This window comes from Pelorhabdus sp. sgz311002 (assembly GCF_056134285.1).
The window spans coordinates 22,730-45,314 of record NZ_JBWBCL010000011.1 but is presented as its reverse complement, the minus strand read 5'-3'; the positions used below and the strand labels follow the sequence as shown (position 1 = coordinate 45,314).

18 protein-coding genes are annotated in these 22,585 nt (G+C 42.6%); 16 read left to right on the top strand and 2 right to left on the bottom strand.

Annotated elements, in window-relative coordinates; translation table 11 throughout:
- The first annotated feature begins 273 nt into the window (after positions 1 to 273).
- The 8 genes from AC0NJP_RS14560 to AC0NJP_RS14525 all read left to right on the top strand — a co-directional run bounded on the left by AC0NJP_RS14560 (position 274) and on the right by AC0NJP_RS14525 (position 10,074).
- Entirely contained in the window at positions 274 to 1,212 is a 939-nt protein-coding gene (locus tag AC0NJP_RS14560) for a dihydrodipicolinate synthase family protein (RefSeq protein ID WP_474700288.1), read from the top strand.
- A gap of 357 nt (positions 1,213 to 1,569) precedes the next feature.
- Positions 1,570 to 2,589, top strand: coding sequence for a LacI family DNA-binding transcriptional regulator (locus tag AC0NJP_RS14555; protein ID WP_474700287.1), 1,020 nt, complete (start codon positions 1,570 to 1,572; stop codon positions 2,587 to 2,589).
- A 306-nt stretch (positions 2,590 to 2,895) separates the two neighbouring features.
- Complete coding sequence (locus AC0NJP_RS14550) at positions 2,896 to 4,284, top strand: hypothetical protein (RefSeq protein WP_474700286.1); 1,389 nt, start codon at positions 2,896 to 2,898, stop codon at positions 4,282 to 4,284.
- Between the two features lie 47 nt (positions 4,285 to 4,331).
- A complete protein-coding gene (locus AC0NJP_RS14545) occupies positions 4,332 to 5,696 on the top strand; it encodes an S-layer homology domain-containing protein (protein ID WP_474700285.1) in 1,365 nt (454 codons plus the stop codon).
- 111 nt (positions 5,697 to 5,807) lie between these two features.
- On the top strand, positions 5,808 to 6,527 hold the full coding sequence (locus AC0NJP_RS14540; RefSeq protein ID WP_474700284.1) for a DUF554 domain-containing protein: 720 nt from the start codon (positions 5,808 to 5,810) through the stop codon (positions 6,525 to 6,527).
- Positions 6,528 to 6,556: 29 nt separating this feature from the next.
- Positions 6,557 to 7,438, top strand: coding sequence for a fumarylacetoacetate hydrolase family protein (locus AC0NJP_RS14535; RefSeq protein ID WP_474700283.1), 882 nt, complete (start codon positions 6,557 to 6,559; stop codon positions 7,436 to 7,438).
- A 21-nt stretch (positions 7,439 to 7,459) separates the two neighbouring features.
- Positions 7,460 to 9,487: a methyl-accepting chemotaxis protein gene (locus tag AC0NJP_RS14530; protein ID WP_474700282.1), complete on the top strand. Its 2,028-nt coding sequence runs from the start codon at positions 7,460 to 7,462 to the stop codon at positions 9,485 to 9,487.
- Between the two features lie 155 nt (positions 9,488 to 9,642).
- Complete coding sequence (locus tag AC0NJP_RS14525) at positions 9,643 to 10,074, top strand: EamA family transporter (protein ID WP_474040961.1); 432 nt, start codon at positions 9,643 to 9,645, stop codon at positions 10,072 to 10,074.
- 16 nt (positions 10,075 to 10,090) lie between these two features.
- Here the strand turns inward: AC0NJP_RS14525 and AC0NJP_RS14520 are convergent, their stop codons facing one another.
- Positions 10,091 to 10,381, bottom strand: a complete 291-nt coding sequence (locus AC0NJP_RS14520; RefSeq protein WP_474040962.1) for a hypothetical protein — start codon at positions 10,379 to 10,381, stop codon at positions 10,091 to 10,093.
- Between the two features lie 472 nt (positions 10,382 to 10,853).
- On the opposite strand from AC0NJP_RS14520, the gene AC0NJP_RS14515 reads away from it, so the two are divergent.
- From AC0NJP_RS14515 to AC0NJP_RS14495, 5 genes are all read left to right on the top strand, one after another.
- Positions 10,854 to 12,827 carry a methyl-accepting chemotaxis protein gene (locus AC0NJP_RS14515; protein WP_474700281.1) on the top strand — a complete coding sequence of 658 codons (1,974 nt, stop codon included), beginning with the start codon at positions 10,854 to 10,856 and terminating at the stop codon, positions 12,825 to 12,827.
- Positions 12,828 to 12,961: 134 nt separating this feature from the next.
- The gene (locus AC0NJP_RS14510) at positions 12,962 to 13,153 is read left to right on the top strand and encodes a hypothetical protein (RefSeq protein WP_474700280.1); all 192 of its coding nucleotides are present in this window, start codon (positions 12,962 to 12,964) and stop codon (positions 13,151 to 13,153) included.
- Positions 13,154 to 13,353: 200 nt separating this feature from the next.
- The gene (locus tag AC0NJP_RS14505; protein WP_474040965.1) at positions 13,354 to 14,031 is read left to right on the top strand and encodes a GntR family transcriptional regulator; all 678 of its coding nucleotides are present in this window, start codon (positions 13,354 to 13,356) and stop codon (positions 14,029 to 14,031) included.
- A 12-nt stretch (positions 14,032 to 14,043) separates the two neighbouring features.
- Positions 14,044 to 16,407, top strand: a complete 2,364-nt coding sequence (locus AC0NJP_RS14500) for a glycyl radical protein (protein ID WP_474700279.1) — start codon at positions 14,044 to 14,046, stop codon at positions 16,405 to 16,407.
- A complete protein-coding gene (locus AC0NJP_RS14495) occupies positions 16,394 to 17,302 on the top strand; it encodes a glycyl-radical enzyme activating protein (protein ID WP_474700278.1) in 909 nt (302 codons plus the stop codon). The genes AC0NJP_RS14500 and AC0NJP_RS14495 overlap by 14 nt, the downstream gene beginning before the upstream one ends.
- A gap of 249 nt (positions 17,303 to 17,551) precedes the next feature.
- Here the strand turns inward: AC0NJP_RS14495 and AC0NJP_RS14490 are convergent, their stop codons facing one another.
- Positions 17,552 to 18,115: a helix-turn-helix domain-containing protein gene (locus tag AC0NJP_RS14490; protein ID WP_474040968.1), complete on the bottom strand. Its 564-nt coding sequence runs from the start codon at positions 18,113 to 18,115 to the stop codon at positions 17,552 to 17,554.
- 125 nt (positions 18,116 to 18,240) lie between these two features.
- Here AC0NJP_RS14490 and AC0NJP_RS14485 point away from each other — a divergent pair, with 125 nt between their 5' ends.
- Genes AC0NJP_RS14485 through AC0NJP_RS14475 form a run of 3 tightly spaced genes read left to right on the top strand, consistent with a single transcriptional unit; the run spans position 18,241 to position 22,401 of the window.
- Positions 18,241 to 19,863, top strand: a complete 1,623-nt coding sequence (locus AC0NJP_RS14485) for an N-acyl-D-amino-acid deacylase family protein (RefSeq protein ID WP_474700277.1) — start codon at positions 18,241 to 18,243, stop codon at positions 19,861 to 19,863.
- Between the two features lie 22 nt (positions 19,864 to 19,885).
- The gene (locus AC0NJP_RS14480; RefSeq protein ID WP_474700276.1) at positions 19,886 to 20,995 is read left to right on the top strand and encodes an alanine racemase; all 1,110 of its coding nucleotides are present in this window, start codon (positions 19,886 to 19,888) and stop codon (positions 20,993 to 20,995) included.
- A gap of 44 nt (positions 20,996 to 21,039) precedes the next feature.
- On the top strand, positions 21,040 to 22,401 hold the full coding sequence (locus AC0NJP_RS14475) for a D-serine ammonia-lyase (RefSeq protein WP_474700275.1): 1,362 nt from the start codon (positions 21,040 to 21,042) through the stop codon (positions 22,399 to 22,401).
- Positions 22,402 to 22,585: the final 184 nt, after the last annotated feature.

Below are 22,585 nucleotides of genomic sequence, written 5' to 3'. Positions count from 1 at the left end.
TAATCAATATATGATTTATTAAAGGGGAAAATGCTGATTTATCTAGGATTTTAGGGGGTAGCTAGGTGATTACAAAGAATATAGAAAATAGTAGGAAAAATTGAAAAAATATCTTGACGATTGTCAGAAAAGTAAATATAATAAAAAACAAGGAAAACGTTATCCGTAAGTTGCTTGCTGAATACTTACTTGCTCAGAGTGCGCGCCGAACAGGAAAGTATATAAGCAAGATTCAATAACTTCAAACTATAAAATAAAGAGGAAGTGTTAAGAATGAGTGAAAAATGGATGGGATTGAACCCCGCAATTATGGTACCTTTGAATGATGACTATTCAATTAATGAAAAAGAATTAAGAGCTTATGTGGAATGGCTGATTACACACAAACATATCACTGGCTTAGTTACTAATGGCCACACCGGAGAAATTACGGGCTTCAATCGGGAAGAAAGAAAATTAGTTACGCAGATTGTAGCTGATCAGGCTAAAGGCCGAGTTCGCGTTATCTCTGGCGTATGCGCGGAAGGTACTTTTGAAGCGATTGACCATGCCAAAGATGCTAAAGAAGCAGGGGCAGATGCGATTCTTCTGATGCCGCCTCATCTGTGGTTGCGTTTTGGCATGAAACCTCAGACTCCAATCAAGTTTGTAAAAGATGTTGCCGAAGCAGCTGATATCAATATTGTAATCCACCTGTATCCTTCTAATACCAAAGGTTTCTATCCGGTAGAAACGCTTGTAGAAATGACGAAAATCCCGCAAGTTGTAGCAATTAAAATGGGAACAAGAAATCAGGCTCTCTATGAACGCGATGTAAGAATTCTGAAAGAAAAAGCGCCTCATGTAGGATTGTGGACTTGTCATGATGAATATCTCATGTCTTCCTTGATCCAGGAATTAGACGGAGCATTAATTGGCTTCTGCGGATGCGTACCTGAACTGATCAGCAATCTCTATCAAAAAATTCAAGAAGGCGATTTGAAAGAAATTTTAAAAGCCAATACTCCTGTATCGAAAATGTCAGCAGCGATTTATGGTGTCGGCGAACCTACTGGCGAAGCCCATGCTCGCATGAAAGAAGTTTTATATCAGCGCGGTATCTTTAGCTCCGCATTAATGCGTCCGCCTATTATGCCTTTGTCACAGGAGGAAAAAGACGGAGTAACAGCAGCCATTAAATTAGGCGATGTAGAAAAGGTCAAATTGGCATAAAAAACTCAGATACATTTGCGCTGCATCTGAGAAAGCTTATAGGCCTTGCTAACCAATAGCCTAATAAATTGACTATAGCATAAGCTACTTAAACAATTTATAACGAATGGGAAACTCGATTTTTCATGAATAATCGGTTTCCCCTTCTTTTTAGTAATTCAACGTTACAGGATATCGATTTCCCATTTTTCATATGTATTTTCACATTATCTTTATAGTTTAATATACACAATTATATTATGATTGACTGTATAGGAAAAACCTATATAATAAATGTCGAAGAAAACGTTATCCTTAGAGTTATTATGAAAGATCAATGTGTAAAGTGAATACGTATGAATAAAAGGGGATGTTAATTTGGCGAGAATCTCAATAGATGATGTGGCGAAGCGAGCTGGAGTTTCTATTCCAACTGTTTCTAGGGTAATTAATAATTCCAGCCATCCTGTTTCGGAAAAGACTAAAAAGAAAGTAATGAAAGCAATTCAGGAATTAGATTATCGGCCTGATATTTCGGCACAAGGTTTGCGGCAGTCCTTTAATAACATTATTGCGCTGATTACGCGAGATATTTCAGACCCTTATTTTGGTGAAATGGCTAGAGGTGTTACTGAAACTGCCAATAAATACGGAATTTTGACATTTGTCTGTAATACAGGTAGGAATCCAGAAAATGAAATTCAATATCATGAATTGCTCTGGCAGTATAAAGTTCGCGGGATTATTTTAGGTGGCGGCGGACTTAATTTAGAATCTTATAAGCAAAAATTACTACAGCAAATCAATCGTTTTCAAAATAACGGTCATAAGATTGTTGCTTTAGCGCCGCAAGGCCTCGATATGGACTATGTCGCGATTGACAATCGCAGCGCCGGTGAAGTGATTACCAATTACTTAATTGAACGAGGCCATACTTCCATTGCCTATCTTAGCGGTCCTGAAAATACGTATACCGCCCTGGAAAGGTTAGACGGATACAAATTAAGTATGAGAAATCATGGCTTGATGGTAGATGATTTAATGATTGCTTACAGCGATAACTCCTGGAAAGGCGGTTATGAAGCAGCAAATCTTCTATTGGATCGGGCACTACCTTTTACTGGGGTATGTTGTAGCAATGATAATATTGCTATAGGTGCGCTGCGGGCTTTGCGAGAAAGAGGTTTTGAGGTTCCTGATGATATTTCTATGATTAGTATTGGGGATTTACCAAATGCGAATTATATTACGCCGCCGCTTACCGCTTTAAAGGTTCCGCTTTATGATATGGGGGCGAAGGCGGTTGATGTCATCATGGAAGGCGAAAATCAAAAATATAATGCCAACATTATCTTCAATACTGCCATTATTGAAAGAAAGTCTGTAAGTGCGATTTAATAACTTTAAATTGTGAAAATGAGCATAAAAAAGCTCAGATACATTTGCGCTGTATCTGAGAAAAAATGTAGGCCTTGCTAACCAATAACCTACTACTTTGACTATAGCATAGTCAAAGAATTTAAGCAATTTATAACGAATGGGAAACTCGATTTTTCAGCAATAATCGGTTTTCCTTTCTTTTTCACTGAAATTTAACAGAAAAAAATAAATATCGAAAAAAATCCCAATATTCTGCTTTGGTTAAGTTGGATGCAATAGTATAAATAAAAAGCAACCAGGTTGATGGGAAATGGAGATGATAACTTGAATATTACACTTTCTCTAGCTGATTGGGTTTATATGCTTACTATTCTTGTGATACTGATTACCCTGGCAATGCGTAAGGACGCTCTGATTCCTTCGGTTGTAGGGCTTATCATAACTGGTTCTGTCTTAAAAGGGAATATTTTTGAAGGGCTAGTCGTTGCTTTTAATGCTATTTCTGCAGCAACGATTGATTTACTGAGTATCATTATGACTATTGCTTTTGTGGTTATGATGAATAAAGTCATGGAGGATACCGGAGCCTATCGCGTGCTTATTGCACCGTTACGGAATTTTTTAAATAACCCCTTTATTGCCTATTGGGTTATTGGACTTACCTGTTTCTTTCTTTCCTTATGTATTAGGCCAACCTCTACTGTATTATTAATTGGTACGTTACTTGTACCAGTGGCTATTGTGGCAGGCATGCCGCGGATTGTTGCTGGTATGGCCCTAGCTATATATGGCAAAGGGATCGCTTTATCGGGAGACTTTATTACGCTTGGTACAGCCAATATCACAGCAAAGTCCACGAATTTACCGATTATGGATGTCTTAGCGGGCATTACTCCGGTATGGGCGGCAACATCAATTGTAGCTGTTGTTATTACAACCATTATTTCTTATCGAATTATTCATAAACGGCGAGGCGAAGATGCTGCTTGCAGTGAGATGCAAGAAAAAGCTCGTTTGGCCTTTGAAGATGTACAAGCTAGTATGGTAGGAAAGGTTATGGCCTTCCTTATGCCTTTGTCCTATCTCATCGACATTATTGTTATGCTGAATTACAAAGTGTTTCAAGGCGGAAATGCCATTGCTTTGATTGGTGCAACGACACTAGCATTGGCTATCGTTGCCGGGATTGGTCAATATAAAGCCGAAGCTTTTGATAAATTAATTGAATTTTCAAGAAAAGGTTGGGCTTTTGCTTTTACGGTATTTGGGCCTGTGGTAGTTATTGCGGGGCTCTTTTGGCTGGGCGGCGATCATATTAAATCGATTGTGGGCAATCCCAAATTGCAGGGACTTACATATGACTGGGGATATTGGCTTGCTGCCCATATTCCGCTAAATATATTTGCCGTTGCCGCGATTTGTATGCTTGCTAGTGTATTGGCAGCTTTTGACGGTTCTGGTTTTGCTGCCATTCCGCTGGGAGCCACACTAGCCGTATCGTTAGGTACTGCTATTGGCGCTAAGGTAGTTTACTTAGTAGCTGGGGCGGTTATGGCTGCGATTTGGACAGGGGCGACGCTTGTACCATGGGGATTTCTTGCTGTATCTGCCGCAATGGTGGGAGTCGATACACAGGATCTGGCGCGTAAAAACCTTATTCCTTGTGGTCTCGGACTAGTAGGCGCTTATTGCATGGTTGTATTTTTGGCGTAATTTAAGCTGTGTTTATTATTAACTTTTAATTTAGGAGGAGATTTTTCGTGAGAAAAATTACGTATATATTGCTATTCCTGTTGGTACTATGCTTTTCTACTACGGCCTTTGCCGCCGAGAATTATAGTGATGTAAGTCCCTCTCACTGGGCTTATCAAGCAGTTAAACAGTTAAGCAATGCGGGAATTATTACTGGCGTTGAGAAAGATACTTTTGCTGGTGATAAGTCCATAAGTCGTTATGAGATGGCTCAAATGGTATTTAGAGCCATGGAGAAGTATGATAAAGCCGATGCAAATCAAAAGCTACTAATTGATGCGTTAAGAGCGGAGTACAACGATATTTATAAAAAACTGCTTGATCATGATAAACGGCTGGGAAAATTAGAAAGTGATCAAGGCAAGGTTTTATTTACAGGTATGCTGAGTGCTAGATATAAAAATCAAGATTATTCTTCTAAAGCAGCAACAGATCAAGTATTAAATCAATACCGTATTCGTTTGGATGCCAAGGTAAAAGTTGATGAAGATTCTTCAGTTGGCTTTCGTTTTGTAACGAAGGCTCCTAATAAAAATAATCTCTGGAATGATTCATGGACAAGTGCTGGCGGGGAAAATCAAACCACGGCGAATGGCACTAATAATACCTATAGTAATTTGATTGATCGCTACTACTATACGACGAAGCTAGGGAAGGATACTTCGTTTACTTTAGGGGAACAAGCCTTAGTGCTTGATCCAATGAATATCATTGTTGACAGTACGTTTTATAGCTATGGCGGCGGTAAAGTAAGTCATAAAATTAAGGGGCTTGGCGATGAAGCTAATGTTACAGCACAGTATGGGACTTTTTATAAAGGCGTAACTCTCACTGGTTTTACTGGTTGGGGCAATAAAAAAGCTACCGATTTTAATAATGTAAACATTGCATCCATCGTTCTGAATGGAAAAGTAAATGGTGTAAAATATCAACTCGGCTATGCTGACTTTAAAAATGATACAGCGAAAGTCGATTTGCTAAGATATACATTTGCTAATGTGGGCTTCCTTGTAGCGCCTAAGGTCGGTCTTGACTTTGAATATGGTAGAAATAGCGCCGACGTACAAGGGCGATTTGCAACGGCCAAAATTACCTATGGTGATCAAGTTCTGAAGAAAAAAGGACAATGGAATGTATCATACCAATATCTTGATGCCCAAAAGAATGCCATCTTCAACCGCTATGCTATGTTGGAAGGCGCTTCCGGTGCGAATGTGAATCATGCGCAGCAAATTACTGATGCGAGAATTAATTATGCTTTTTCACCGACAACCTCGTTTTACATTCAAAGATTAGCAATCAATGATAAAGATGCGCCGAATTCTGTAAACGATAGTGTAATCTGGAAGGCTGAACTTGATGTGAAATTCTAGATAGGGCGCTTCAATGCGTTAGCCAATATTATTATCAAAAAAGAACTTTGGGCGTAGACTCTTTAGAGTTCTGCGCTCAAAGCATTTGGAACAGCGTGGGAGGCTGAAAATATGCCAATTGGCGTTATAACAAACGCGACTACTGTATTGATTGGCGGGATTATTGGCGGCTTGCTGGGGCATAAAATTTCCCAACGATTGCGGGAAAAGTTGCCTCTCATACTTGGTGCGGCCTCTATGGCCATGGGAATTGTAAGTATGGAGAAGATACAGGATCTTCCAGCCGTTGTATTAGCCGTGATTTTGGGAACAGCCCTAGGGGAATTTGCTAAGCTTGAAACAGCTATTGAATGGGGCGCTGGAAAAGTCCGTGTTTTATTAGACAAAGTTCTATCAAATAAAGAAAGCAGCCAAGATGAAGCGGATTTTATGGAAAAGTTTATTGGTGTTCTAGTGTTATTTTGTGCTAGTGGCACAGGGGTGTTTGGCGCATTACAGTCAGGTATGACTGGCGATCAAACGATTTTACTGACAAAATCAATCTTAGATCTATTCTCAGCCATCATATTTGCCGCGTCGTTGGGATTTATTGTGGCAGTTATTTTTATTCCGCAATTTTTAGTCCTTATGACGTTATTCTTGGGAGCTACCTTGATTATGCCCATGACTACACCAGCCATGCTAGCTGATTTTAATGCTGCCGGAGGTATTCTTATGTTGGCAACAGGCTTTAGAATTTGCGGTATACTGTCGTTTCCTATTGGGAACATGCTTCCAGCTATGGTAATTGTTATGCCCTTATCCTATGTATGGTCGCAATATATTATGTAATTGATTCATAATGGAATGGAGCTGAAAAAATGTACTTTTTAACTTATGAGATAAATGGTTCACAGGAAATTGGCGTACTTACAACTGATAAACAGAAGATCATTCCACTATTAGCGGCAGAAAGATACTATTTTGGGGAGATTACTTTACCGAATAGTATGATTGCGTTCATTGAAACGGGAGATACTGCTTTATTACGAATTGAATTAATCGCTAAGCGCGTTGTAGCGGATACTAAGTTTCCGTTGTTAATTCCAGTAGACCAAGTTAAGGTTTTAGCACCGATTCCAAGGACAAGGAAGAATATTTTTTGTATTGCTAAAAACTATAAAACTCCTGGGGAGTTACCACCGCACCCAGTTATTTTTACGAAGGCGCCAACGTCAATTATTGGCGATGGTGATACAATTCCTTGCCATAAAGAAATAACACAGTCCTTGGACTATGAAGGAGAAATGGCGGTTGTTATTGGAAAAAAGGCTTCTTACGTTACCAAAGAAGCTGCAATGGATTATGTCTTTGGCTACACCATAATCAACGATATTACAGCAAGGGATTTACAGAAACAACATGTCCAGTGGTTTAGAGGAAAGAGCCTTGATGGTTCCGCACCGATGGGGCCTTATTTGATTCATAAAAAGGATATTGTGAATGTCAATGATTTGACTATTGTTACAAAAGTGAATGGTGAAGAACGACAAAATGGCAATACTCGAGATTTTATTTTTGATATTCCTACTTTAATTAGTCTTATTTCGGCAGGTATTACCTTGGAACCGGGAGACGTTATTGCTACAGGAACGCCTGAGGGAATGGGCGCAAGTCTTAATCCACCGCAATTTCTAAAATGTGGTGACGAAATTGAAATAACCATTCGTGATATTGGGACACTCAAAAATTGCGTGGAATAGCTTTAATAAGGAGGAGTTGCAGTGAACAGCCTTCGTACTCGCTTACTCGTCATGGTTTTAACCATTTTGGTTATTTCATTAGGCATACTAGCGAGTTTAAGTTATTATTTTTCGAAACAATATCTTGCCGCAAGCGTGGAAGAAACTGCGATTACTATGGGAAATGGCTATGCGAAACGAGTGGAAAGCGCCGTTCAAGAACGAGTCGATTTTCTCCAGGGAATTAGTAATGATCTGAATCTGCGGCCGAATCGTAATCGCGCTACAATGGTTGCAACTTTAGCAAGGGCCTTAAAAAAGAGTACCATGTTTGATACGATCAATTTTGTTTTTTTAGATGGAACTACAGTTCGTTTTGATGGAAAAGTGATTAATCTAGCGGATCGCGCCTATTTACAAAAAGCGATCCAGACAAAGGAAGTTGTTGTTTCTGAGCCGGTTATCGGACGCGGTACTAATAAGGCTATGATCGTTATAGCAGTACCAATACTAGATAATGGCAACTTAGTTGGAATTCTTAATGGAACAACTTCTTTAGAGATTTTGAGTGAATTTGTTAATGAAATTCATTTTAAAGAGTCCGGTTACGGCGCTATTATTGATCAGACGGGACTTTTGTTGACTCATAAAAATCCAGAGATAATCGGGAAGATTAATTTCTTAGAGAACAAAATAGATTCCAGTATTTCTGTAAAATCGAATGGAATCGATAATCGCTTTACAGAGTTGCTAAAGAACAGTTTGGCTAGTGACAAACCGGCAAGTGGAAAGTTTGCTTCTATCGACAATATCCCTAGCGTTGGGATCGTTTCATCCATTCATTTGCCAGGAAATCAGCGCTGGGCTTTCGTAATCTCCGCGCCAGAAGCCGAAGTTACAAAAGAGGTCGGTATCTTAACGAAGCTATTACTGGTAATCACTTTAGCAGCTATTGGCCTAGCAGGCAGCCTAATTTATTTCTTTAGCAAAAAATTTGCTGAGCCGATTATTGTGCTTAGAGATGAGGCGCTACTAATGGCACAGGGAGATTTGCGTCAGCGAGAGATAAGTGCTAATACGAAAGATGAAATCGGGCAGTTATTTAAAGCGTTTCAAAGTATGGGGAAAAACTTGCGAGAATTTATTGGGAATGTGCAGAGTCGCTCAGAAACTGTTGCAGCATCAAGTCAGCAATTAACGGCAGTTTCCTATCAATCGGCTGAAGCTGCTAGTCAAGTTGCTAATTCGGTTACGCAGATTGCAATTGGGTCAGAGCGACAATCCGGTGTTGTGAAGCAGGCCGCTAGAGCGACAAGCGAGATTGCAGAACATATTGATCAGATTTCTAGCGCTAGTAAAGATGTGGCTCAGATTACCCAAGAAGCCTTTGAGTTTACGCGACAGGGTCGCAGCGCCATAGAAAGAATCACGTTGCAGATGGACACCATTGTAAGTGAAGCGGAAACGGTACGAAGTATTATTGGCGAATTGGCAAAAGGGTCAAAAGAGATTGGGGAGATCATCAGCCTTATTTCGTCAATTACTGGTCAGACCAATTTATTAGCGCTCAATGCTGCTATTGAGGCGGCGCGGGCTGGCGAAGCTGGGCGAGGCTTTGCCGTTGTTGCTGAGGAAGTTCGTAAGCTGGCGGAGGAATCGAATCAGGCGGCCCAAAGGATTTCAGAACTGATTCAAAAAAATCAGGTTGATATGCAAGGAGCAATTCGAGCGACGAATGCCAACAGCGACAGTGCGAAAAATGGCATAGAAGTCATTACTGTAGCGGATAAGAATTTTCATGAGATTTCCTCATCAGTAGAACATTTATCAGAACAAGTTCGCGGGATTGCGGCATCAATTGATCGAATAGCTGTAAGTAGCGACTATCTAGTTGCATCAATACAAGAAGTTGATAAAATTAGTCGAGAAAATGCGGCAGAAACAGAATCGGTGTCGGCGACGACGGAAGAACAATCGGCAACAATGGAGGAAATCGCTGCTTCTAGTCAGGCTTTGGCGCAGATATCAGTGGAACTAAATGATGCAATTTCTAAATTTAAGTGTAGGTAAAGCTTGTATTATATGACTGGGGACAAGATTTTTCTTGTCCCCAGGATTGCATTTTATGTTATTTATCATTATCGGCAATAAGACTTACAATTTGCAGGGATGCGTTGCTCCTTTCCCACTCGAGTGCTACAATGGGCGTGAAAGGAGTCTTTACATTGGATTATTTATGGTTAATTTTCGCGTTATTATCAGCCGTTACGGCTTCATTGGTCGCCATTTTTGGGAAAATCGGCTTACAGTCCGTTGATGCCAATACAGCTACCGCGGTTCGATCTATTGTTATGGCGATTTTTCTCATTGCTGTTGTGGTCTATCAGGGGAATTTAAAGCAGATACCGCTGGTCATTGCGGATAAGAAAACCTTTACTTTTATTGTTTTGAGCGGCATCGCCGGAGCTTTATCCTGGCTGTTTTACTTTTTAGCGTTAAAGTATGGCAAAGTAGCGCAGGTTGCGCCGATTGACAAGCTAAGTGTTGTAATAGCTACTATTTTGGCTGTTATTGTATTAGGCGAAAAAATAAATTTGCTCAATGGAATTGGCGTTGGGTTTATTGCATTAGGCGCTGTATTAGTTGCCTTAAGTTGAAGTTTCATTTCAACCTTTATTTCAGTTGCAGTTCTAATTGTGTGATTCGTTCTGTTAATTGCTTGATTTGCTCAGCCGTTGGATCAGGTTTATTAGACTTATCCGTCTTATCGGGATTAGTCTGCTCAGCTTGATTATCAAGCGATTCTCGCTGGGATGCGGCAATTAATAAAACACAGCCAATACCGACAAGATAATTTCCTAATACGTTTTCTTTATCCTTGTCATTAAGGTATACGATCAGTGCAAGCCCTAAGATACAGCCTGTGACAGCTAAGGCTAAGCCACTTAGATTCCATAGGTTCATCTCGGGACACCCCGCTATCAGGATATTCTAGCGGGGGCTTTTTTGTGAAGAGACATAATTGTTTTGTTATTTTCGTTTGAGGTTAAAGAGGCTGCCGTGGAAGTTTTTGTTTTCTGCGGCAGCCTCTTTACGGTTATTTGTTTGTCGCTGTCTCCAGCATGAAATCGCGAAAGAGTAAAGTTAATATATACAGTATATATAAATCTTGTGAGTTGAAAATTAAAAAGTTTAATGATAAAATTTAATTATATTAAAAAAAGTATAAAATAATAAACAAAAAATAATAGAATAGTGAACGAGAAATAAAGAAAAATGAAGCGGATGGCATGTTGAGTGAATGACATATGAAGCTGATAACTTATGAAGCTGATAAGGTTTAAATGATACATAAAAATTAACAGGGAAGTACTTACTTAGCGACACTATTTAAAAGTATTCTATATATAAGATAAAGATAAGGGCGGTGAAAGTATTGAAAAGTATACGTACTAAATTAGTGGTTATTATGGCAGCAATTTGTTTGAGTTCCTTACTCCTACTTGGCGGTTTAAATTATTGGCGGGCTTTAGATGTGATTACTGATAATGCGAAAAATAATATGAGTGAACAGGCTATAACGTCAGCGGAAGATGTTGGAAGCTGGCTCAATGCGAGAAAAGCGGAAATTAATTTTTTAGCGGCGGCGCCAGTGATTCAGGGAGGGAAAGCCGAAGAAATTCAGCCTTTTTTGCGTGCGGTGATGAAAGCAAATCCGGCCTATGGGATTCTCGGATTTATTTATCCCAATGGGTCTTCGGTTAATACGTTGGGAACATCAGTAAATTTAGGCGATCGGCCTTATTTTAAAGCGGCTATTCAGGGGAATATAGCAGTTTCTGATCCTTTAATACCGAAGTCAGGCGGCGGTCTTCTGACAGCAGTAGCTGTACCGGTGAAAGTGAATGGGCAAATCATTGGCGTGCTTTACGGCAGTATCAATATGCAGGACTTGACGCAAAGAGTACTAGCAATGAAAACAGGGAAAACAGGCTATGCTGTGTTGACGCAGTCTGATGGTCTTACGATTGCCCATGCAGACCCGCAAGTGGCGATGAAAGAAAACATTTTAACGAAAGAGACTGTATCAGAGCAGGAGAAAGAGACGAATCGTAAGATTGTCGCTGGCGAAAAAGGAATTGTACGAGTCAAAGAAAATGGGATTGATAGTTTTATTGCGTATGCGCCTGTACCAGGAACTTCTTGGGCGTTAAGCCTTCATGCTCCTGTTGCTGAAATGACGAGCGGCGCAGCTTCTTTAACTATGATTTCGCTACTGACAACAGCTGTAATTTTATTTTTAGCTATTTTATTAATTAGCCGCTATGCCAAGAAAATCGCAGCTCCTATTCAAGCAATGGCCTTAGTTGCTCAGCAGGTGGCGGACGGCGATTTACGAGCTTGTACGATAACTACTAGAAGTGATGATGAAATTGGTCGACTCAGTCAGTCCTTTGTAACAATGACAGGAAATCTTCGTCAACTGATTCAACATATTTCAGCAATGACAGAACAAGTGGCAGTCTCGTCAGGCGAACTGACGCAAAATGCGGAACAGTCGGCTCAGGCTTCCAGTCAAATTGCTGGCTCGATTACGACAGTAGCAGACGGCGCCACAAATCAATTGCAGGCAGTGAATACGTCAATGACGTTGAGTGGTCAAATGGCGCAAGAACTGCAAACAGCAGCGCTTAGTGCGGAAGCTGTGGCGGAAAAGTCATCACAGGCTTTAGATAAGACAGCGAAAGGTCGTCAAGCTGTTTCTCAGGCTGTACAGCAAATCAATGAAGTATCAGATACAGTTAACTCTTCGGCGCAAATAGTAGAAAAGCTAGGCGAGCGGTCTAAGGAAATCGGCCAGATTGTTGATGTAATTTCGAGTATTTCCAATCAGACGAATTTGCTTGCTTTAAATGCTGCGATTGAAGCAGCCCGGGCTGGCGAGCAAGGAAAGGGATTTGCTGTTGTTGCGGAAGAAGTGCGCAAGCTTGCTGAACAATCGCAGGAATCGGCGAAAAAAATTGCCGATTTGATTCGTTTTGTTCAAATAGATACGGAACAGGCTGTAGCCGCTATGGCCCAGGGAACGGAACAAGTAAGATCAGGGGCTGTTGTCGTAAATCAAGCGGGTCAGGTCTTTAGTGAAATTGAAACCTTTGTTGCTACTGTAGCTGATCAGGTGAAGCAAGTTTCCGTGATTATTGCTGAAAATGCCGCCAAAGGGCAGCAAATTGTTACATCAGTCAAGGATGTGGAATTGTTAAGTAATAAAGCGGTCAGTGAAAGTCAGATTGTATCAGCGGCAACGGAGGAACAATCAGCGTCCATTGAGGAAATCGCTTCAGCAAGTCAGATTTTAGCCAATACGGCGCAAAACCTAAAGGAGGCAGCTAGTAAATTTAAAGTATAAAGTGAATGACAAAATAGAAAATCTTACGAAAAGAAGCGGCAGTTTTGTCGCTTTTTTTTATTTTTTTTCAAGGCAGGCAATTGCTTTTTAGGCTACATAAAATAAAGTAAGCGAAGAAAGGAGGTTGAATACCTATGGATCTGAGCTGCCCCTATTGTGATCGCTGGCGTCGTTATCACGGCCACTATGGCTTTGGCGGCGGGCTGGCTTTGGGACTTGGCTTAGGTTATTTAATTGGCGGTCCTGGTTACTACTATCCACATTACTATTACACTTATCCAGGGTATTATCACGGTTACTATCCAGGCTATTATATTCGCCGGTGACTTTTGGTTTAGCTCATCGAAAAGCCGTTTTTGCTTTCACTTTTATCAGCAGTGAAGCAAGGACGGTTTTCTCTTTTCTACCTAAGAAAAGAGAAGTTATGATGGCGGTGAACCAAGTAGCTTTTTATATTTATCTATGAATACTGTATACATTCGAAAAACGAATATATTGCGGCAAGATTTTATGTTATAGTGAAACTATGAAAAGATATAATTTAGCAAGTCAAATTACCCATTCACAACGATCCCTGCCAACTATGCTTGTAGGACTGATTCGGGAATCGATTCTTTCCGGCGAAATTAAGGAGGGAACGCAGTTAAAGCAGGAAGAGCTTGCTGTTAAATACGGCGTAAGTATTAGTGCTTTGCGGGAAGCTCTGAAGGGCTTAGAAGCCGAAGGTCTTGTAAAATTTTACCCGAATCGCGGCGCCATGGTGACAGAACTATCAGTCGAAGAAGCCCAGGAAATTTTTGATATTCGTCTATTTCTCGAATTGGGAGCCTTGGAGTTAGCTATTCCGAATATGACGGAAGCAGATTTTACAGCAGCGGCAGAAATCTTGGCAGCTGCCAATGAAGAGGGCGCTGGAGCCAAATGGGGCGAACTCAACTGGCAGTTTCATGAAGTTCTCTATCGTCAAACAAAACGGCCCAAGCTTTTGGAACTGATTCGCCAAATGCACAATAATGTGGAACGGTATATGCGACTCTATTTATTTACGCTTCATTATCAAACCTGTTCGCAAGCGGAACATCAAGAATTGCTTGCTGCTTGTCGCAAAGGGGATATAGCTCTGGCGCAGCAGTGGCTGAGGCGGCATATGGCGGCAGCCAGTGAACGGCTTGTAGAATATTTACTTCATACACACAACGCCTAAGGGGGAAAAAAGATGTCAACAGAAAGAATTGAACGTTTTAAACACTCTTACATTGAATCAAAACCGTCAATCAGTGTAAAGCGAGCCGTGGAGTTTACTAAATCCCATCAGGCGAGTGAAGGCGAATCGGTCATTGTTCGTCGGGCTAAAGCTTTTTTTGATGTGTGCCATACGATTCCTGTGACAATTTTTGAGGAAGAAGTTTTAGTCGGCGCGATTGGGGAATTCCGTCGTAGCGGCATTGTCTGCCCAGAATATTCCTGGCAGTGGGTCGATCGCGAAATGGATTCTTTTGAAACAAGAACGCAAGACCCTTATCAAATTGACGATATTTCCAAGCAGATTCTGCGCAAAGAAGTATTTCCTTATTGGAAAGGAAAATCTCTTGAAGAAACTTTCCTGGCTCGTCTTAATAAGGACACAGCGAAAGTGGTTGTTGATACTGGTATTGTCGATAATGATTCCAAATGGCGCAGCGCTGTTGGCGAAGTAACGGCTGATTACCAAGATATTGTTTTCAAGAAAGGCTTTAGCGGCTTGCAACAAGAAGCTTTGGCCCACTTAGCGCAATTAGAGCCAACTTCCATTGAAAATATGGATAAAATCGACTTTTATCGCTCGGCAGCACTTGTAGCTGAAGGGATCGGCGTTCTCGCGTCACGCTATGCCAAAATGGCGGCTGATCTTGCTGCAAAAGAAACTTCGGCAGAGCGCAAAGCGGAACTCTTGGAAATCGCAGCAGTTTGTAGCAAAGCGCCGATGAACCCGCCAGAAACTTTCTATGAAGCGATTCAGACTGTTTGGTTTACTCAGCTTGGCTCCATCTTATCGGAAAATTCCCTGGCCTTAAATATCGGTCGTTTCGATCAGTATATGTATCCTTACTATGCGGCAGATATTGAAGCAGGTCGCATTACCAAGGAAAAAGCTCAGGAACTAATTGAAGCTTTATGGATTAAATTATCAGAATGGGTTTGGGCGATTTCAAGTAATACAGCCCAATTTTTTGCAGGCTATAATTCTTTCCAAAACTTGACGCTTGGTGGCAGAACGCGCGACGGTCAAGATGCTACGAACGAACTTTCCTATATGTGCCTTCAGGCTACGGAAAATGTAAAAACCCATCAGCCTGGTCTCAGTGTGCGGATTCATCCTGACAGTCCTGATGAATTTTTGCTCGCTGTCTGCAAGCTGATTCGTGTGGGTACTGGCTTCCCAGCGGTTCATAATGACCGTGTCGGTTCGGCTATGCTTATTGCTGCTGGATTGTCACCGGAAGACGCTCGCGATTGGAGCAACTGCGGCTGCGTCGTACCTCATTTCCGGAAAATCGGCGAATGGACTTCCGCAGTAAACATTAACTTTGCTGCAGCGATTGAATATGTATTAAGTGACGGCGTAAGCCGAGTAACTGGCCAGGAAATCGGTCTGACCGAAAATGGCGAGCTCGTAAGCTATGAAGCAGTAAAAGCTGCCTTCTTCCGTCAATTAGAGAATCTTGTGAAGCATGGCGTAATTGCTACGCTTACGGCACAGCAGATTCATTCAGAAATTGTACCGCGTCCTTATTTGTCACTGCTTGTTGACGGCTGCATGGAAAAAGGAAAAGACCTTAGCAAGGGCGGCGCTAAATATAATGTAGGCCCAGTCTTAACGGGTATTGGCGTAGCTGATTCGGCCAACTCATTGGCAGCGATGAAAAAGCTCGTCTTTGAAGAACAGCGTTATACGCTGAGCGATTTTAAGGCCGCTCTAGCCGCCAATTGGGAAGGCTATGAAGAACTGCGTCAGGCAGCGCTGGCTTGCCCGAAATATGGCAATGATGATCCTTATGTCGATTCGATTGCTGTAGAAATTACTGATTTTTATCATAAAATTGTTCATGATTATAACGATTTCTTCGGCTCTCCCTTTAACTCAGCCTTTATGGGTATTTCCAACTATATCCCGGCAGGCAGCGTAATTGGTGCAACGCCTGATGGCCGCAGAGCGAAGAGTCCTTTAACAGAAGGTGTTTCGCCCCATGCTGGTACGGATTTGACAAGCCCTACGGCGGCAATGCGTTCCGCCGCAAAAATCAACCATGATATTCATTCTGGCGGTACTTTGCTGAATGTTAAATTCGCACCGGAACTGCTAGCATCTGACCGCAGTCTGAAAAACCTTGCCTCGCTCATTCGCGCGTACTTTGCCCTTGGCGCCTTCCACGTACAATTCAATGTTATTTCGACAGAAACGCTGCGCAAAGCGCAAGAGAAGCCAGAAGAATATAAAGACCTGCTTGTTCGTGTTGCTGGTTACAGCACGCAGTTTGTAAACTTGTCCCGGGAAGCGCAAGACGCGATTATTGAAAGAACGACCTATGAAACCCTCTAAAGAAGGAACTATTTTTCAAGTACAGCGGTGGTCCGTCCATGATGGTGACGGCATTCGGACGACAGTCTTTTTTAAAGGCTGTCCGCTCCGCTGTCGCTGGTGTGCGAACCCTGAATCGTGGCAACGCGATAAGGATATCTGGTTTTTTGCCGATAAATGCGTTCACTGCGGCCGCTGTATGAATGTATGTCCGCAGCAGGCGATCTTCCAAGCCGATGGCAAGATTCAGTTTGATCGAACGAAATGCAACGGTTGTGGGAAATGTGCTTCTGTCTGTCCGACGGGAGCGAGAAAGCTGCTCGGAGAAACGGTTTCAGCTGCCGAACTAGTGCGCCGTCTTGCCAGAGATGCTGTCTTTTACCGGGAATCAGGCGGCGGAGTGACCTTTTCTGGTGGTGAACCCTTTATGCAGCCAGAGTTTTTGCGCGAACTTGTTTTCGCTTGTAAGCGCCAAGGAATTGATACGGCTGTAGAAACTTCCGGTTTTTTTGAACTCGAACCGGTCAAGGATATTATTGAAGCTTTAGACTTTATTTTTATCGATCTTAAAGTAGTAAATTCGCAGCAGCATCAGAACTGGACTGGAACAGAAAATGAACGGATTTTAGCGAATATCGCTGCCATTTCTAAATTGAATCAGGAAGTGGTTGTTCGAGTTCCGCTGATGGAAGAAGTAAATAGTAGTGAAGAAAACATGGAAGCTCTTTGTGAGTTTTTACAGGCCGAAACAAAGGTTAAGGGCGTCGAACTGTTGACGTATCATAATCTTGGTCAAAATAAATATCAAGCGATTGGCAATCAAAGTGAAGATTTTACGGCGCCTTCCGAAGAAAAAATTGCTCTGCTTAAACAAAAGATAACTGATCATGGTATTACCGTATTTGATTTCACCTAAAGCAGTATGAACGAAAAGTAAGACTCTTTAGACCTGTGACGCGATTGGTTAGTTGCACGAAAGACAAAGCCCGGAAGTTTCTCTAATAAAGGAGAAACTTCCGGGCTTTTTGCTTATTAAAGATCATCGTTGAAAGTAGAGTTTTATTAAGATCGATTTTTGATTGAATTTCATTAAGGAGAATGATATGATTCAATTATAGTTAATTTATTTATAAATAATTAATGGAGTGATTTCGAAGGTTACCTGCTAAAAAGTGGGCGGGGTGATGGCAAAGATAATGGCGGTTTCGGCATCACTTTGATTTTCCCATTTATGCTGTATACCTGGCGGGATTCGTACACTGTCTCCTGTTTGCAGTGTAATGATTTGGTTTCCTAAGTGGAGGAGACATTCACCAGATTCTACGTAGGCCATTTCTTCCCCGGTATGAGATAGGAGCTCTTGAAAGGAGACGGAATGGGGTTCAAGCTTCATAACGGCCATTTCGATGGAACCGCTAAGGTCGGGGCTGAGCAGTGTATATTCCAGATTTGATTGAGGCTGTTTAATTTTTCTACCTGTTCCGGCACGAACCACAAGATTGGTCGCTGAAAGTTCTTCTAAAAAGAATGTAAACAAGGGAACTCCTAAGGCGGTAGCAATAGATCGCAGGGTATTGAGCGAGGGATTTACATGGCCCTTTTCAATCTGACTGACCATCGACGGCGATAATTGAATTTTTTCGGCAAGCTCCCGTAATTTCATCTCTTGACTTAAGCGAACCTGGGCAATACGAGCACCAAGATTTTGATTTTCATTTGTATGGCTCATGCAGTCTTCCTCCATCGTCGGCAATTCTACAGTAAAGTTTCTCTGTGTAAATGACCTTTCATTTATGATGCTGATCCTATTATAGCAGACTGAAAAAAATAAATTCTACATTTGGAGGGAAAAAAATGTTAGATTTTAAAATTGTCAAGGGAACCATTGTCGACGGCAGCGGTTTAGCTGCCTATGAAGGCGATCTCGGCATAAAAGATGGCCGGATTGTTGCTTTAGGCGATTTGAGTGCAATGGATAGTCGTGAAATCTTTGATGCTTCAGGAATGATGGTAGCACCGGGATTTATTGATATGCATACTCATTCGGATCTTTCTTTTTATTATGACGAGAGAGCGAACAGTAAATTGTGTAGTGGTGTGACGACAGAAGTGATTGGTAACTGCGGGATTGGCGTAGCGCCGATTGATGAAGCAAACCGGCACTTACTGATTGATTATTTAGGAACAAGACTGATTGGATCGATCCCCGTAAAAATAGAACTTCCTTGGCAAAGTTTTGCTGAATATCTCGCCTATTTCAATGACCACAAGCCAGCTGTGAATTTGGCGCCCTTAGTCGGACAAGGCGTTATTCGGATTGCGGCAATGGGATTTTCCCGCGGCGAGCCAACGACAGAGCAGTTATACAAGATGGAAAAGCTTACCGAAACAGCTATGGCCGAAGGGGCGCTTGGGTTAAGCAGCGGTCTAGTTTATTTGCCTGGTGAATATTCCTCGGCAGACGAGATTGCCTCGCTTTGTAAAAAAATCAAGTCCTATGGCGGTTTTTACGCGACTCATATTCGTACCGAAAGCGATGGGATTTTAGGCGCGATTGATGAAGCGCTTACCATTGGCGAAATGGCAGAGGTGCCCGTCCACTTATCGCACATGAAGCTTCTCAGTCAGAATATGCTTGGCAAGACGGATCTTGTGCTTGAGAAACTGGCCCAGGCGCGAAGCCGGGGAATTGCAGTGACTTATGACGTGTATCCTTATCAGGCTGGTCTTACTTCTCTATCGGCTTGTCTGCCTCCCTGGATTTTTGAGGGCGGTGTCGAGAAGATGATCGAGCGGCTGGGCGATAAAGCGATTCGGCGGCAAGTTCAGACGGAAATTGAGCAAGGGTTACCTAACTGGCAAAATTTTGTTAAGTCAGCCGGTGGTTGGAGTAAGTTTTATGTTTCCTCAGTAAAATCTGAGAAAAATAAAGTACTGGAAGGACAGTTTATTACAGAAATAGCAAAGCAACAAGGCACGGATCCTTATAGCGTCGTTTTTGATTTACTGATTGCTGAAAAAGGCCGGGTTCAGATGAATTATTTTGCGATGGCGGAAGACGATGTTATGACTTTCCTCAAGCAAGATGAAGCTATGATCGGTTCAGACGCGATGAGTCTCACGGCAGAAGGCTTGTTAGCTTTTGGTAAGCCTCATCCGCGCGCTTTTGGTACGCCTACGTGTTTTCTTTGTCGGTATGTACGCGAGAAAAAATTATTAACTTGGGAACAGGCGATTCAAAAGATGACTGGGCTGCCAGCCAAGCGACTGGGTCTAAAAGAACGCGGCTTGATTCAAACTGGCTACTTTGCCGATTTAGTTGTGTTTGATCCGGCAACGATTGCCGATCAAGCTACTTATCAAGAGCCTAAGCAGTATTCTCAGGGGATTCATGCTGTATTTGTAAATGGACAGACCGCTTTGCTGCGAGGGCAGCAACTCGTTCAAGCCGGACAGATCGTCGGCCGGAGCCAGTGATACAATAAAGGAGAAGACAACGATGCAGATAGAAGAACTAGTTACTCCCAGCATTTTAGTGGAACAAAATATTTTAGCAAATAATATTGCGGCTATGGCTCAGATATGCAGTGAGCAAGGGAAAGAACTGTGGCCGATGGTTAAGACCCATAAAAGCAGTGAAGTAGCTAAACTACAGGTAAAAGCAGGCGTAGCCGGCTTTCTGACAGGAACGCTTGATGAAGCGGAACTTCTGGTAAGTCAGGGGGTGGAACGGATTATGCTGGCTTATCCCGTAGCGGGTCAGGCCAATCTTGCCAGAGTAGCCGCTTTGGCCCGGCAGGCGAGGGTTTTGATCAGTCTCGATGGCTTGGCAGCGGCAGAACAACTGCAAGCTTATCTGGTTAAAGCGTCTGTCAAAGTAGACTATTTAATAATTGTAGATTCTGGCTTACATCGCTTTGGGGTGGCGCCCCAAGCGACGGTTTCCTTGGTCAAATCTTTGGCGGCGCTTACGCAGCTTCGTTTTCGCGGGATTGCCACTCATCCGGGCCATGTCTATGGACAGAGTTCTTACGAGGGAGTCAAAACTGTGGCGGCAGAAGAGGCGGCGGCTTTACAAGCAGCGGCCAAGCTGCTTGCGTCGGCAGGCTACCCCTGTGAAATGATTGCTACAGGCAGTACGCCCACAGCCGCTTTGGTCAGTCGCCAGGCGTTTATTACAGCGCTGCGACCAGGTAATTACGTTTATAATGACGCTATCCAAGTATCGCTTGGCGTTGCTACCGAAGCAGACTGCGCCTTGACGGTTTTGGCTACTGTCATAGCGCAGCCGCAAGAAGATATGCTCTTGATTGATGCAGGCAGCAAATGTTTCGGTCTTGATAAAGGCGCTCATAGCGTATCGCTTGTTTCCGGCTATGGACTGATTCAAGGGCATCCGGAACTTGTACTTGAGAGCTTATCGGAAGAAGTGGGGAAAATTAAGGTTCTTGGCGCAACAACAGTGCAGGTTGGACAGAAGTTAACGGTAATCCCTAATCATTCCTGTTCAGCGGCGAATATGACAAATTTTCTCGTTCTGCATCAGCAGGGCCGGGTAACTGGCCGAATCACTGTAGATGCCAGAGGAAATTCGAAAGCGCGGTTTTAACGAGAATATAGATTGATATATTTTGAGAGAAGGTGTGAGAAGCTATGATGGAACAGAAAATTGCTGGTAAAACAGTGACTCAGTGGCAGACGGAGTATCCCTTACTGACCGAGATGTTACAAACGAAAGAAGTATTTTGGATGAATCCGTTGGCCGTAGCTGGCGGAGAAAAAGCGTCACGAGAACTCGGTGAAGCTGATATTGACGATGCCGAAGCAAGATTGGCGCGGTTTGCTCCCTATATTACTAAGGTTTTTCCTGAAACGAGTGCAAGGAAGGGAATCATTGAATCTCCGTTAAAGAAGATTCCTCAGATGAAGCAAGCCCTAGCGGCGATGTACGATGCCGCGATTGACGGGGAACTTTATTTAAAGTGTGATAATGACCTGCCGATTTCCGGGTCGATTAAGGCGCGCGGCGGAATTTATGAAGTATTGAAAGTCGCAGAAGACATTGCTAAAGCAGCGGGCATTCTGACAGAAGCAAGCGATTATGCGCTGTTAGCTGATGATGCTTGCAAACAACTTTTTTCATCTCACTCCATTGTGGTTGGTTCTACAGGGAATCTCGGTCTTAGTATTGGGATTATGAGCGCTGCTTTAGGTTTTCAGGTCACTGTCCATATGTCAGCAGACGCGAAGCAATGGAAAAAAGACTTATTGCGGCAAAAAGGCGTTACCGTTGTAGAGCATCAGGCCGATTATGGTAAGGCCGTAGCGGCAGGCCGCGAGCAATCGGCCCAAGATCCGAAAAGTTATTTTGTGGACGATGAAAATTCCAAGAATCTGTTTCTCGGCTATGCTGTAGCAGCGAAACGGCTCAAGCGGCAGCTTGACGAGCAAGGAATCCTTGTTGATGCGGATCATCCGCTCTTTGTCTATCTTCCTTGCGGTGTCGGCGGTGGTCCTGGCGGCGTCACTTTTGGTCTTAAAACTGTATTTGGTGACGCGGCTCACTGTTTTTTTGCCGAGCCGACTCATTCGCCAGCCATGCTCTTAGGTTTGATGACTGGCAAACATGAAGCCATATCGGTCCAAGAGTTTGGCATTGATAATCTGACAGCGGCCGATGGTCTGGCAGTAGGACGGCCATCTGGCTTTGTGGGCCGCTTTTTAGCAAAGGATATTAGCGGCGTCTTTACCATCGAGGATGATCGTCTTTACGAACTTTTAGCAATCCTGGCTGATCAAGAGGGGATTTATGCTGAACCGTCCGCACTAGCTGGTTTTGGCGGTCCTGCCGCGTTTAACCGGGAAAGCGCAGGCCAAGAGTATGTAAGGAAACAGGGCCTTAGTGATAAAATGGGTCAGGAAACTCATGTTGTTTGGGCTACTGGCGGTAGTATGGTGCCTGAGAACGTGATGGCTGATTTTTATCGTCAGGGCAAAGAAAAACTACCGAAATAATAAAGTGGTCCATGATAATAAGACGATTCATTATAAAAAACCTGAAAGTATGGAAAAAGTGCCTGCTTGTAAAATTCTCCCTATCATGTATGATGAAAAGAGAGTTATTTCCCGGCAATAGCAAAAAATAAAGCTGGTTTTAACGGGAATTTTAACTTGGAAACTTTGAACATGATAAAGGAGG

What these genes read in the sequence shown, in the direction of transcription:
- AC0NJP_RS14540 (WP_474700284.1), top strand. Translation starts at nt 5,808, where the DNA reads ATGCCAATTGGCGTTATAACAAACGCGACTACTGTATTGATTGGCGGG.
- AC0NJP_RS14490 (WP_474040968.1), bottom strand. Translation starts at nt 18,115, where the DNA reads ATGAGCCATACAAATGAAAATCAAAATCTTGGTGCTCGTATTGCCCAG.
- AC0NJP_RS14500 (WP_474700279.1), top strand. Translation starts at nt 14,044, where the DNA reads ATGTCAACAGAAAGAATTGAACGTTTTAAACACTCTTACATTGAATCA.
- AC0NJP_RS14505 (WP_474040965.1), top strand. Translation starts at nt 13,354, where the DNA reads ATGAAAAGATATAATTTAGCAAGTCAAATTACCCATTCACAACGATCC.
- AC0NJP_RS14480 (WP_474700276.1), top strand. Translation starts at nt 19,886, where the DNA reads ATGCAGATAGAAGAACTAGTTACTCCCAGCATTTTAGTGGAACAAAAT.
- AC0NJP_RS14485 (WP_474700277.1), top strand. Translation starts at nt 18,241, where the DNA reads ATGTTAGATTTTAAAATTGTCAAGGGAACCATTGTCGACGGCAGCGGT.
- AC0NJP_RS14510 (WP_474700280.1), top strand. Translation starts at nt 12,962, where the DNA reads ATGGATCTGAGCTGCCCCTATTGTGATCGCTGGCGTCGTTATCACGGC.
- AC0NJP_RS14560 (WP_474700288.1), top strand. Translation starts at nt 274, where the DNA reads ATGAGTGAAAAATGGATGGGATTGAACCCCGCAATTATGGTACCTTTG.
- AC0NJP_RS14535 (WP_474700283.1), top strand. Translation starts at nt 6,557, where the DNA reads ATGTACTTTTTAACTTATGAGATAAATGGTTCACAGGAAATTGGCGTA.
- AC0NJP_RS14495 (WP_474700278.1), top strand. Translation starts at nt 16,394, where the DNA reads ATGAAACCCTCTAAAGAAGGAACTATTTTTCAAGTACAGCGGTGGTCC.
- AC0NJP_RS14475 (WP_474700275.1), top strand. Translation starts at nt 21,040, where the DNA reads ATGATGGAACAGAAAATTGCTGGTAAAACAGTGACTCAGTGGCAGACG.
- AC0NJP_RS14520 (WP_474040962.1), bottom strand. Translation starts at nt 10,381, where the DNA reads ATGAACCTATGGAATCTAAGTGGCTTAGCCTTAGCTGTCACAGGCTGT.